The 12,730-nt window shown below is 69.0% G+C and carries 12 protein-coding genes; 8 read left to right on the forward strand and 4 right to left on the reverse strand.

Features of this window, described 5'->3' with window-relative positions; translation table 11 throughout:
- Both SSQG_RS43075 and SSQG_RS28495 read right to left on the reverse strand, forming a co-directional pair.
- Positions 1-627, reverse strand: a 627-nt coding sequence (locus SSQG_RS43075; protein WP_276327125.1) for an SCO5717 family growth-regulating ATPase, incomplete at its 3' end; no start/stop codon positions are given.
- A 440-nt stretch (positions 628-1,067) separates the two neighbouring features.
- Positions 1,068-1,364 carry a DUF397 domain-containing protein gene (locus SSQG_RS28495; RefSeq protein WP_003993371.1) on the reverse strand — a complete coding sequence of 99 codons (297 nt, stop codon included), beginning with the start codon at positions 1,362-1,364 and terminating at the stop codon, positions 1,068-1,070.
- 304 nt (positions 1,365-1,668) lie between these two features.
- Between SSQG_RS28495 and rpsO the strand changes: the two genes are divergently transcribed.
- From rpsO to SSQG_RS28520, 5 genes are all read left to right on the forward strand, one after another.
- Positions 1,669-1,956 (forward strand): 30S ribosomal protein S15, encoded by a 288-nt coding sequence (gene rpsO / locus SSQG_RS28500; protein ID WP_003993372.1) that lies wholly within the window; start codon positions 1,669-1,671, stop codon positions 1,954-1,956.
- 293 nt (positions 1,957-2,249) lie between these two features.
- On the forward strand, positions 2,250-4,466 hold the full coding sequence (locus SSQG_RS28505) for a polyribonucleotide nucleotidyltransferase (RefSeq protein WP_003993373.1): 2,217 nt from the start codon (positions 2,250-2,252) through the stop codon (positions 4,464-4,466).
- Complete coding sequence (locus SSQG_RS28510) at positions 4,463-5,842, forward strand: M16 family metallopeptidase (RefSeq protein WP_003993374.1); 1,380 nt, start codon at positions 4,463-4,465, stop codon at positions 5,840-5,842. The genes SSQG_RS28505 and SSQG_RS28510 overlap by 4 nt, the downstream gene beginning before the upstream one ends.
- 27 nt (positions 5,843-5,869) lie before the next feature.
- The gene (gene dapB, locus SSQG_RS28515; protein ID WP_003993375.1) at positions 5,870-6,622 is read left to right on the forward strand and encodes a 4-hydroxy-tetrahydrodipicolinate reductase; all 753 of its coding nucleotides are present in this window, start codon (positions 5,870-5,872) and stop codon (positions 6,620-6,622) included.
- 13 nt (positions 6,623-6,635) lie between these two features.
- Entirely contained in the window at positions 6,636-7,091 is a 456-nt protein-coding gene (locus tag SSQG_RS28520; protein ID WP_003993376.1) for a hypothetical protein, read from the forward strand.
- 70 nt (positions 7,092-7,161) lie between these two features.
- Here SSQG_RS28520 and SSQG_RS28525 read toward each other — a convergent pair whose 3' ends face one another.
- Both SSQG_RS28525 and SSQG_RS28530 read right to left on the reverse strand, forming a co-directional pair.
- Positions 7,162-7,716, reverse strand: coding sequence for a hypothetical protein (locus SSQG_RS28525; protein WP_003993377.1), 555 nt, complete (start codon positions 7,714-7,716; stop codon positions 7,162-7,164).
- 112 nt (positions 7,717-7,828) lie between these two features.
- Positions 7,829-8,068, reverse strand: coding sequence for a hypothetical protein (locus SSQG_RS28530; protein ID WP_003993378.1), 240 nt, complete (start codon positions 8,066-8,068; stop codon positions 7,829-7,831).
- A 176-nt stretch (positions 8,069-8,244) separates the two neighbouring features.
- On the opposite strand from SSQG_RS28530, the gene thyX reads away from it, so the two are divergent.
- From thyX to SSQG_RS28545, 3 genes are all read left to right on the forward strand, one after another.
- A complete protein-coding gene (gene thyX, locus SSQG_RS28535) occupies positions 8,245-8,985 on the forward strand; it encodes an FAD-dependent thymidylate synthase (protein ID WP_003993379.1) in 741 nt (246 codons plus the stop codon).
- Positions 8,986-9,196: 211 nt separating this feature from the next.
- On the forward strand, positions 9,197-10,096 hold the full coding sequence (dapA, locus tag SSQG_RS28540; RefSeq protein WP_003993380.1) for a 4-hydroxy-tetrahydrodipicolinate synthase: 900 nt from the start codon (positions 9,197-9,199) through the stop codon (positions 10,094-10,096).
- Between the two features lie 150 nt (positions 10,097-10,246).
- The gene (locus tag SSQG_RS28545) at positions 10,247-11,932 is read left to right on the forward strand and encodes a ribonuclease J (protein WP_003993381.1); all 1,686 of its coding nucleotides are present in this window, start codon (positions 10,247-10,249) and stop codon (positions 11,930-11,932) included.
- The last annotated feature ends 798 nt before the right edge of the window (positions 11,933-12,730 follow it).

Raw genomic sequence — 12,730 nt, forward strand, 5'->3', positions numbered from 1 at the left:
CCGCCCTGCGGCTGAGACCCCTGCGGCTCGAACCCCCACGGGGAGCTTGGGTACGGCAGAAGGACCCCCGGCGGACGGCGCGGGCGGCGTGAAAGGCGCACCCGGACCAGGCGCGGGCGCCGGAGGCGTGAACGGAGCACCCGGAGCGGGCGGAGGCGCGGGCGGCGTGAACGGCGCTCCGGGAGCCGGAGCGGGCGCCGGAGCCGGAGTCGAGGCGGGACCGGAGGTCTGCCCCGGGAACGACGAAGACGCACCGGAAGGATTGGCATGCGGAGGCGGAGTGAGCCCGGGCAGGGGCGGAACCGGCCCGCTGGACATACCGGAGCCCCCGGAGCCCCCAGCGCCACCGGGACCGCCGGACGCCCCGGCACCCCCGGCCGGACGGGCCCCGGGTGCGCCGGAAGCACTGGACTCCTCGGATGCCCCCGCCCCCGGCCCCGAGCTCGAACTGCCCGAGGCGTTCTGCGTGTACCAGGCCGGCGGCGCGTAGTCGATGGTGAACTCGCCCGTCACCTCTGCCGCGGACTCCGCGTCGGGCTGGTCATCGCCGGGTGTCGCCCAGCCCCCGCGGTTCCCGTCCCGATCGCTGCTCACAGTGTTCCTCCTGGTGTGGTCGAGCACCCTCATGCCGTGCTGGGGCGACCCTTGCTTGTCGTCCGACGTCGTACGAAGTCGTTCTGAGGTCGTATTTGAGGTCGTCCGAGGTCATCCGATCCAGGCTCCCCCGCGCTCCCCCTGGGACGCCGACGCCCGCTCCACGGGCTCTCACGTCTCGTCCCAGCCTAATCACCACAAGCCCCACCTCGGCAGGCCCGTCCACCCACGAGCGCCTGTCCACCACGTCACAACCCGCCAAGAAGCTGCCCGAAAGTGACGTATGCAGCGAACACCTTGGTGAACAAATAGGGCGATTGGCGTGAAGAATCGCGAACCACCTTGTCATCCAGGCGTCTTGAGGTCACAAAAAAGCGCGACGAGGGGCGGCCGACCACCGGCTCACCCCTCGACGCGCCCTGTGGAAACCGCGGAAGCTACGGAAGTCGCAACAACTGCGGAAACCGCGAAAGCTACTGCCCGGCCCCCGGCCCCCCGTCGCGCGGCCCCGGCTCCAGATCGAACTCCCCGTCCCGAGCCCCCAGCACGAACGCCCGCCACTCCGCCTCGGTGTAACGCAGCACCGTCTCCGGGTCGAGCGAGGACCGCATCGCCACGGCCCCCTCGGGCAGGTAGGCGATCTCGACCCGCTCCTCGTGCTCCTCGGTGCCCGGCGCGCTGTGCCACTCGACACCGGAGATGTCGAGGGCGTAGAGCTCGTCCCGCTCCCGCTCCTTGCGTGCCTTGATCTCCTCAGCCGTCTCCGCCATGCCGCAGCGACCCCTTCCCGGCGTATCGTTCCCTGAGCCCGGACCGCGACCGCCGACGTGCGGACGGACCCGAGCCCGCTCACCCTAGTCGCCCGCCCGGCTCCGTCCGGCCGGTTCGCGGACCACCGTAAAGAGGCCCGCGACCGCCTGGTACCCTGGTCGACGGCCGTTTGTGTACGCACCCCCGGAGCCCAGCGCTCTGGAGGCCGCGCCCAGCGGATCCCCGCCTCCCGAGTAACGGAAGCTCCCCCGAGACACAGACCGGGGGCACTCGGTGGCCCACCACAGACTACGAGGAGTACGCGTGCCGCTCGACGCCGCTACGAAGAAGCAGATCATCACCGAGTTCGGCCAGAAGGAGGGCGACACCGGCTCCCCCGAGGTCCAGGTCGCCATGCTCTCGCGCCGCATCTCGGACCTGACCGAGCACCTCAAGACCCACAAGCACGACCACCACTCCCGCCGTGGTCTGCTGATCCTGGTGGGTCAGCGTCGCCGCCTTCTCCAGTACCTGGCGAAGAAGGACATCCAGCGCTTCCGTGCGCTGGTCGACCGCCTCGGCATCCGCCGCGGTGCGGCGGGCGCCAAGTAAGACGCCGTGAGGGGAGCGGTTCCCGAAGGAAAGGGGACCGCTCCCTTTGCTGTACGTGCGGAGTGTCACCACTGCTTTGTAGTGTGGTAGCACAACGCAATACGGACGACACAGCACGACAAGAACGAGGAGAGGCGCACCCAGCCGCCGCCGGTCCTCGGTAGTGGCCCCCGGGGGAGAGCGAGCCCCGGGTGCTTCGATCGAAGACCGGCCCGCACCGCAAGGAGCGCTTCTCCGCAACCGTCCCCCTGCCACACGGGCAGCGACGGGACGAAGACGAGGAGATAACGCTAGTGGAGAACGAGACCCACTACGCCGAGGCCGTCATCGACAACGGCTCCTTCGGCACCCGCACCATCCGCTTCGAGACGGGCCGCCTGGCCAAGCAGGCCGCCGGCTCCGCCGTGGCGTACCTGGACGACGACACCATGGTGCTGTCGGCCACCACCGCCTCCAAGAACCCCAAGGACCAGCTCGACTTCTTCCCCCTGACGGTGGACGTCGAGGAGCGGATGTACGCCGCCGGCAAGATCCCCGGCAGCTTCTTCCGCCGTGAGGGCCGCCCCTCCGAGGACGCGATCCTCACCTGCCGCCTGATCGACCGCCCGCTGCGCCCGTCCTTCAAGAAGGGCCTGCGCAACGAGATCCAGGTGGTCGCCACGATCATGGCGCTCAACCCCGACCACCTGTACGACGTCGTGGCGATCAACGCCGCGTCCGCGTCCACGCAGCTGGCCGGTCTGCCCTTCTCCGGCCCGATCGGCGGCGTCCGCGTCGCGCTGATCAACGGCCAGTGGGTCGCCTTCCCGACGCACTCCGAGCTCGAGGACGCCGTCTTCGACATGGTCGTCGCGGGCCGCACCCTGGAGGACGGCGACGTCGCGATCATGATGGTCGAGGCCGAGGCCACCGAGAAGACCATCCAGCTCGTCAAGGGCGGCGCCGAGGCTCCGACCGAGGAGGTCGTCGCCGCCGGTCTGGAAGCCGCGAAGCCCTTCATCAAGGTGCTCTGCAAGGCCCAGGCCGACCTCGCGTCGAAGGCCGCCAAGCCCACCGGCGAGTTCCCGATCTTCCTGGACTACCAGGACGACGTCCTCGAGGCCCTCACCGCCGCCGTCAAGCCGGAGCTCGCCTCCGCGCTGACCATCGCCGGCAAGCAGGAGCGCGAGGCCGAGCTGGACCGCGTCAAGGCGCTCGCCGCCGAGAAGCTCCTCCCCGAGTTCGAGGGCCGCGAGAAGGAGATCTCCGCCGCGTACCGCTCGCTGACCAAGACCCTGGTCCGTGAGCGCGTCATCAAGGAGAAGAAGCGCATCGACGGCCGCGGTGTCACCGACATCCGCACCCTGGCCGCCGAGGTCGAGGCCATCCCGCGGGTCCACGGCTCCGCGGTGTTCGAGCGTGGCGAGACCCAGATCCTGGGCGTCACCACCCTCAACATGCTCCGCATGGAGCAGCAGCTGGACACCCTCTCCCCGGTGACCCGCAAGCGCTACATGCACAACTACAACTTCCCGCCGTACTCCACCGGCGAGACCGGCCGCGTCGGCTCCCCGAAGCGTCGCGAGATCGGCCACGGCGCCCTCGCCGAGCGCGCCCTGGTCCCGGTCCTGCCGACCCGCGAGGAGTTCCCCTACGCGATCCGCCAGGTCTCCGAGGCGCTGAGCTCCAACGGCTCGACGTCCATGGGCTCGGTCTGCGCCTCCACCATGTCGCTGCTGAACGCCGGTGTGCCGCTGAAGGCCCCCGTCGCCGGTATCGCCATGGGCCTGATCTCCCAGGAGATCGAGGGCGAGACGCACTACGTCACCCTCACCGACATCCTCGGTGCGGAGGACGCCTTCGGCGACATGGACTTCAAGGTCGCCGGCACCAAGGAGTTCGTGACCGCCCTCCAGCTCGACACCAAGCTGGACGGCATCCCGGCCTCCGTCCTGGCCGCGGCCCTCAAGCAGGCCCGTGACGCCCGCCTCCACATCCTCGACGTGATGATGGAAGCGATCGACACGCCGGACGAGATGTCCCCGAACGCCCCGCGGATCATCACCGTCAAGATCCCCGTGGACAAGATCGGCGAGGTCATCGGCCCCAAGGGCAAGATGATCAACCAGATCCAGGAGGACACCGGCGCCGACATCACGATCGAGGACGACGGCACGATCTACATCGGCGCGGTCGACGGACCGTCCGCCGAGGCCGCCCGCACCACGATCAACGGCATCGCCAACCCGACCATGCCGGAGGTCGGCGAGCGCTACCTGGGCACGGTCGTGAAGACGACCACCTTCGGCGCGTTCGTGTCGCTGCTCCCGGGCAAGGACGGTCTGCTGCACATCTCGCAGATCCGCAAGCTCGCCGGCGGCAAGCGCGTGGAGAACGTCGAGGACGTCGTCGGCGTGGGCGCCAAGGTCCAGGTCGAGATCGCCGAGATCGACTCCCGCGGCAAGCTCTCCCTCATCCCGGTGATCGAGGTCGAAGAAGACGCAGAGACGAAGGACGACACCGACAAGTGACGTCGAGCAGCTCGTCGGCGACGGCCCGCACCTCCTCGGAGGCGCGGGCCGTCGCCCGTACCCAAACCCTGATCAAGGGCGAGAACGGCATCGGCACGGTCCGCAAGACCACCCTCCCCGGCGGCCTGCGCATCGTCACCGAGACCCTGCCCTCGGTCCGCTCCGCGACCTTCGGCATCTGGGCGCACGTCGGCTCCCGCGACGAGACCCCGGCGCTGAACGGCGCCACGCACTACCTGGAGCACCTGCTCTTCAAGGGCACGAACCGCAGGTCCGCCCTGGACATCTCCGCCGCCCTCGACGCGGTCGGCGGCGAGATGAACGCGTTCACGGCGAAGGAGTACACGTGCTACTACGCGCGCGTGCTCGACACCGACCTGCCCCTCGCCATCGACGTCGTCTGCGACATGCTGACCGGCTCGCTCATCCTCGAGGAGGACGTCGACGTCGAGCGCGGCGCCATCCTCGAAGAGATCGCGATGACCGAGGACGACCCCGGCGACTGCGTGCACGACCTGTTCGCGCACACGATGTTCGGCGACAACCCCCTCGGCCGCCCGGTCCTCGGCACGGTCGACACGGTCAACGCGCTCACCGCCGACCGCATCCGCCGCTTCTACAAGAAGCACTACGACCCGACCCACCTCGTGGTCGCCTGCGCCGGCAACGTCGACCACGCCAAGGTCGTACGGCAGGTCCGTGCCGCCTTCGAGAAGGCCGGCGCCTTCAGGGACACCGGCGCCGAGCCCGTCGCCCCGCGCAGCGGCCGGCGTGCCCTGCGCACCGCCGGCCGGGTCGAGCTGATCGACCGCAAGACCGAGCAGGCGCACATCGTGCTCGGCATGCCGGGCCTGTCCCGCACGGACGAGCGGCGCTGGGCCCTGGGCGTGCTGAACACCGCCCTGGGCGGCGGCATGTCGTCCCGCCTCTTCCAGGAGGTCCGGGAGAAGCGCGGCCTGGCCTACAGCGTGTACTCGTACACCTCGGGCTTCGCCGACTGCGGCCTGTTCGGTGTGTACGCGGGATGCAGGCCGTCGCAGGTGGACGACGTGCTGAAGATCTGCCGCGACGAACTCGACCACGTCGCCGAGCACGGTCTGTCGGACGACGAGATAGGGCGGGCGATCGGTCAGCTCCAGGGCTCCACGGTCCTCGGCCTGGAGGACACCGGAGCGCTGATGAACCGCATCGGCAAGAGCGAGCTGTGCTGGGGCGAGCAGATGTCCGTCGACGACATGCTGTCCCGGATAGTGTCGGTCACCCCGGACGACGTCCGCTCGGTCGCCCGCGAGATCCTGGGGCGGCGGCCCTCCCTGTCGGTCATCGGCCCGCTGAAGGACAAACAGGCGGCCCGCCTGCACGACGCCGTCGCCTGACAATCCCCCTGGTTAAGGAAGCACAAGATGAGCAAGCTGCGCGTGGCGGTCCTCGGCGCCAAGGGCCGGATCGGCTCGGAAGCCGTACGAGCCGTCGAAGCCGCCGAGGACATGGAGCTGGTCGCCGCCCTCGGCCGGGGCGACCAGCTGGAGGCGCTGGCCGAGACGGGCGCCCAGGTCGTGGTCGAACTGACCACGCCCGACTCGGTCATGGCCAACCTCGACTACTGCGTGAGCCACGGCATCCACGCGGTCGTGGGCACCACCGGCTGGACCGACGAGCGCCTCGCGCAGCTGAAGGGCTGGCTGGACCGGTCACCGGAGACGGGCGTGCTCATCGCGCCCAACTTCTCCATCGGGGCCGTCCTGACCATGAAGTTCGCGCAGATCGCCGCCCCGTACTTCGAGTCCGTCGAGGTCGTCGAGCTGCACCACCCGAACAAGGTGGACGCTCCCTCCGGCACCGCCACGCGCACCGCCCAGCTCATCGCCGAGGCCCGCCGCACCGCCGGCACCGCCCCGGCCCCGGACGCCACGACCACGGCCCTGGACGGGGCCCGCGGCGCCGACGTCGACGGCGTCCCGGTCCACGCCGTCCGGCTGCGTGGGCTCCTCGCCCACCAGGAGGTCCTGCTCGGCGCCGAGGGCGAGACCCTGACGGTCCGCCACGACTCGCTCCACCACAGCAGCTTCATGCCGGGCATCCTGCTCGGCGCCCGCCGCGTGGGAAGCGTCCCCGGCCTGACCTTCGGCCTGGAACACTTCCTGGACCTGAGCTGAGCTGCTGACCGTCATGCGCGCGAAGCTCACCTACGCCCTCACGGCCGCCGTCCTGGTCGTCTACTTCGTCCTGGTCGGCAGCCGCGGCGTCCTGCTCATCGAGGCCGGCACCCCCCTCACCGTGACCTTCGGTGTCGCGGTGCTGATCCTGCCGGTCATCGGCGTGTGGTTCCTGTGGAAGAACACCCAGTTCGTCCGCAAGGCCAACGCGCTGGCCGCCGAACTCGAGGCCGAGGGCGGCCTGCCCGTCGACGAGTTGAAGCGCACCCCCAGCGGGCGGATCGACCGCGACTCGGCCGACGCGGTCTTCGCCAAGCGCAAGGCCGAGACGGAGGCCGCCCCCGAGGACTGGCGCACCTGGTTCCGCCTGGCCGTCGCCTACCACGACGCCCGCGACACCCCGCGTGCCCGCAAGGCGATGCAACGCGCGATCGCCCTGCACGAGGGCAGGCAGCCCGAAGCGGCCTGAACCGCACCCCGCTCATGCCGGTGGGACCGGACCGCGTACGGTCCGGCCCCACCGGCATGAGATCGGGACGTCAGTGCGCCTGGTGCTCCTCGGCCCACGCCTCCACGGAGTCGGCCGCCCGGTCGAAGGCCTCCGCCCGGCCCAGGAAGTCCGCGTTGTGCGTGGTCATCAGCGGCGGCGCACCGTCCGCCGACTGCCCCTGCCGGACCAGCAGCAGCGCCTGACCCTGCACGGTCCGGGGGAGCCCCAGCCAGCGCACCGGCTGCTGCACCGTACGCACGGCGAAGACCTGTGCCCAGGACGCCGTACGCGTGGTGAGGAAACCCACGTGCCGCAGCCCGCGCGGGCTCACCCACACGCCCATGCGCAGCAACCGCAGCGCCCCGGCGATGACGAGCAGCGCGAGCCCGAAGACGACCGCGGCCGAGGTGAGTTCGGCCGTCACCGCGATGATGACCGCCGCGAACAGCACGAACGAGGCGAGGAGCAGCGAGAGCGCCGCCGCGGCCACGCGCCACGGCCCGGGCCGGTACGGCCGCCGCCAGCGGTCACGGTCGTCGTAGGGCAGCGGAACGTCGTCCGCCGCCTCGAAAACGCGGTCGGCCGTCAGGAAGGGCAGGGGCACGGCGGGTCCTCACTCGATCCATGCGTGGGCTGTGCCCGGTGAGGCTACCGATCTGTGTCCCCGGTCACCACCGGCGGGGGGCCGGATGGAGTCACGGCCGACCGGCGGCCGCTCAGTGCTTCTGCGACGCCTGGGACTGCTGAGGGTTCGAGTCCGGACTGTCGGACGACAGCGCGGGAGTCCCGATGACCAGGGACCCCACGAGGCCCGCCACGACGGTCAGACCCAGCAGCCAGCGCCCGGCCATCTGACCGACGGACGGCCGCTCGCGCGGTGGGGGAGTGACATTGCTGCGGAACCTGTCGGCCTCGGCGACGAAGGCAAACGGTACGGGTTCACGCCGACCGAACATCAGGGGTGCTTCTCCTTCGGAGGTGGAACGGATCACTTTCATCAGTAGAGACGAAAGAACTCCCTCAGAGGTGCCCTGTTTCACCGACTTCATTGCGGCACGCCACCGATCGCGCTGCTTTCGTCGAGCCGTAGAGTGGCGTCGCCACACGACGAGATGGGAAGGCCCTGCCAACCGTGACCGACACCCCAGCCGACGACCCCAAGCCCAGCTTCCGCAGCGACGTCACCGTCGAGCTGGTCAAGCACACCGCGTCCGACGCGGACGTCCTCTTCGCCGCCCGCGTCTCGACCCTCGGCGAGCAGTCCCTGGACGAGCTGAACAAGGACCCCGAGCGCTCCAAGGGCCTGATCAACTACCTGATGCGGGACCGGCACGGCAGCCCCTTCGAGCACAACTCGATGACCTTCCTCATCAGCGCCCCGATCTTCGTCTTCCGCGAGTTCATGCGGCACCGCGTCGGCTGGTCCTACAACGAGGAGAGCGGCCGCTACCGCGAGCTCCAGCCGGTCTTCTACGTCCCCGACGAGTCCCGCAGGCTCGTCCAGGAGGGCCGCCCCGGCAAGTACGTCTTCGTCGAGGGCACCCAGGCCCAGCAGGAACTGGTCGGCCGTGTGATGGAGGACTCCTACCGGCATGCGTACGAGGCCTACCAGGAGATGCTCGCCGCCGGCGTCGCCCGCGAGGTCGCCCGCTCCGTCCTCCCCGTCGGCCTGTACTCCTCGATGTACGCCACCTGCAACGCCCGCTCGCTGATGCACTTCCTCGGCCTGCGCACCCAGCACGAGCTGGCCAAGGTCCCGTCCTTCCCGCAGCGCGAGATCGAGATGGTCGGCGAGAAGATGGAGGCCGAGTGGGCCCGGCTCATGCCGCTCACGTACGCGGCCTTCAACGCCAACGGACGTGTGGCGCCGTAACGCGGCCCGGTTCCCCGATCAGGTACAGATGTACGGTTCAGCCGCGCGAGGTGTCCGTATTGCGGCATTTCGCGAAGTTCATCTAGCCTGATCAAACGGGCCCGGCACTGCTTGAACCCCCGAGCAGGCAGTGCCGGGCTCCACCTTTGTCACCACTTGTCGCCTGCCCCTAGGGCAGACCCGGTCCTGAGCAACGAGTAGCGTGTAACCCATGGCTCCGACCTCGACTCCGCAGACCCCCTTCGGGCGGGTCCTCACCGCCATGGTCACGCCCTTCAAGGCGGACGGCGCACTCGACCTCGACGGCGCGCAGCGGCTCGCCGCCCACCTGGTGGACGCAGGCAACGACGGCCTGATCATCAACGGCACCACCGGCGAGTCCCCGACCACCAGCAACGCGGAGAAAGCGGATCTCGTACGGGCGGTCCTGGAGGCCGTCGGCGACCGGGCCCATGTCGTGGCCGGAGTCGGCACCAACGACACCCACCACAGCATCGAACTCGCCCGCGCCGCGGCACGCACCGGCGCGCACGGCCTGCTCGTCGTGACGCCGTACTACAACAAGCCCCCGCAAGAGGGCCTCTACCGGCACTTCACGGCCGTCGCCGACGCCACCGAGCTGCCGGTCATGCTCTACGACATCCCCGGCCGCAGCGGCGTCCCGATCAACACCGAGACACTCGTCCGCCTCGCCGAGCACCCCCGGATCGTCGCCAACAAGGACGCCAAGGGCGACCTCGGCCGCGCGAGCTGGGCCATCGCCACCTCCGGCCTCGCCTGGTACTCCGGCGACGACATGCTGAACCTGCCCCTGCTCTCCGTGGGCGCGGTCGGCTTCGTCTCGGTCGTCGGCCACGTCGTCACCCCCGAGCTGCGCGCCCTGGTCGAGGCGTACACCTCGGGCGACGTCCAGAAGGCCACCGAGATCCACCAGAAGCTGCTCCCTGTCTACACGGGCATGTTCCGCACCCAGGGCGTGATGACCACCAAGGCGGCGCTCACCCTGCAGGGCCTGCCCGCCGGGCCCCTGCGCGCCCCCATGGTCGAGTGCGCGCCCGAGGAGATCGACCAACTCAAGATCGATCTTGCCGCCGGCGGGGTACAGCTCTGACACCAGACTTCGCGCGGTCCCCGCGCACCTGCTTCACAACTGAATACGCGGGCCACCGGTCCCGCACCCACCACGACAACTGCTTCTGCACGAACGTCACGCGCGCCACGTGCCCCACCGGTACGTGGCGCGCGTGGTGAGGAGAGTCTTTTGAGTCATCCGCATCCCGAACTCGGCCCGCCCCCGCCGCTCCCCGAAGGCGGCCTGCGAGTCACCCCGCTCGGCGGTCTCGGCGAGATCGGCCGCAACATGACGGTCTTCGAGTACGGCGGCCGCCTGCTGATCGTCGACTGCGGAGTGCTCTTCCCCGAGGAGGAGCAGCCCGGAATCGACCTGATCCTGCCGGACTTCTCGTCCATCAGGGACCGCCTCGACGACATCGAGGGCATCGTCCTCACCCATGGTCACGAGGACCACATCGGCGGCGTCCCCTTCCTCCTGCGCGAGAAGCCGGACATCCCGCTGATCGGCTCCAAGCTGACCCTCGCCCTCATCGAGGCCAAGCTCCAGGAGCACCGCATCCGCCCGTACACCCTCGAGGTGGCGGAAGGACACCGCGAGCGCATCGGCCCGTTCGACTGCGAGTTCGTCGCGGTCAACCACTCCATCCCCGACGCGCTGGCCGTGGCCATCCGCACTCCCGCGGGCATGGCGGTCCACACCGGCGACTTCAAGATGGACCAGCTCCCGCTGGACAGCCGCCTCACGGACCTCCACGCGTTCGCGCGCCTGAGCGAGGAGGGCATCGACCTCCTCCTCTCGGACTCGACGAACGCCGAGGTCCCGGGCTTCGTCCCACCCGAGCGGGAGATCTCCAACGTCCTGCGGCAGGTCTTCGCCGGCGCCCGCAAGCGCATCATCGTCGCGAGCTTCGCCAGCCACGTGCACCGCATCCAGCAGATCCTGGACGCGGCGCACGAGTACGGCCGCCGGGTCGCCTTCGTCGGCCGCTCCATGGTGCGCAACATGGGCATCGCGCGGGACCTGGGCTACCTGAAGGTCCCCCCGGGCCTGGTCGTGGACGTCAAGACGCTCGACGACCTCCCGGACAGCGAGGTGGTCCTCGTCTGCACGGGTTCCCAGGGCGAGCCCATGGCGGCGCTCTCCCGGATGGCCAACCGGGACCACCAGATCCGCATCGTCCAGGGCGACACGGTGATCCTGGCGTCGTCCCTGATCCCCGGCAACGAGAACGCGGTCTACCGCGTGATCAACGGCCTGACCCGCTGGGGCGCCAACGTGGTCCACAAGGGCAACGCCAAGGTCCACGTCTCCGGTCACGCCTCCGCGGGCGAGCTGCTGTACTTCTACAACATCTGCCGCCCCAAGAACCTGATGCCGGTGCACGGCGAATGGCGCCACCTGCGCGCCAACGCCGAGCTGGGCGCCCTGACCGGCGTCCCGCACGACCGCATCGTCATCGCCGAGGACGGCGTCGTCGTCGACCTTGTCGAGGGCAAGGCGAAGATCTCCGGCAAGGTCCAGGCGGGCTACGTCTACGTCGACGGCCTCTCGGTCGGCGACGTGGGTGAGCCGGCCCTCAAGGACCGCAAGATCCTCGGCGACGAGGGCATCATCTCGGTCTTCGTGGTCATCGACTCGTCCACCGGCAAGATCACCGGCGGGCCGCACGTCCAGGCCCGGGGCTCCGGCATCGAGGACTCCGCCTTCAGCGACGTGATCCCCAGGATCACGGAGGTCCTCGAACGCTCCGCCCAGGACGGTGTGGTCGAACCTCACCAGATGCAGCAGCTCGTTCGCCGCACGCTGGGCAAGTGGGTCTCCGACTCGTACCGCCGCCGCCCGATGATCCTGCCTGTCGTGGTGGAGGTCTGACGGTCCGTCGGGCCGGAGCAAGCGTCAACTGGGAGCGAGGCGCCTCGATTTGCATCGAGGCGCCTCGCTCCAGTAGGTTTACAACTCCTTCCGAAGGGGCACCCGGCCGACTCAGGCCCGGGAACGATGCCCGGCCGAGGAGAGGAAATCCGACTCAGAAACTTCTGATAAAGTCGGAACCGCCGGAAAGGAAACCGCGAAAAGCGAGAACCTGGAAAGCACCGAGGAAATCGGATCGGAAAGATCTGATAGAGTCGGAAACGCAAGACCGAAGGGAAGCGCCCGGAGGAAAGCCCGAGAGGGTGAGTACAAAGGAAGCGACCGTTCCTTGAGAACTCAACAGCGTGCCAAAAGTCAACGCCAGATATGTTGATACCCCGTCTCCGGCCATCAGGCTGGGACGAGGTTCCTTTGAAATAAACACAGCGAGGACGCTGTGAACGGTCGGGCTTATTCCGCCTGACTGTTCCGCTCTCGTGGTGTAGCACCGGCTGTATTAATTTACTGGCCGAGTAAACATTCACGGAGAGTTTGATCCTGGCTCAGGACGAACGCTGGCGGCGTGCTTAACACATGCAAGTCGAACGATGAAGCCCTTCGGGGTGGATTAGTGGCGAACGGGTGAGTAACACGTGGGCAATCTGCCCTGCACTCTGGGACAAGCCCTGGAAACGGGGTCTAATACCGGATATTGACCATCGCGGGCATCCGTGATGGTGGAAAGCTCCGGCGGTGCAGGATGAGCCCGCGGCCTATCAGCTTGTTGGTGAGGTAATGGCTCACCAAGGCGACGACGGG

Source organism: Streptomyces viridochromogenes DSM 40736 (genome assembly GCF_000158955.1).
Taxonomy (GTDB): Bacteria; Actinomycetota; Actinomycetes; order Streptomycetales; family Streptomycetaceae; genus Streptomyces; species Streptomyces venetus.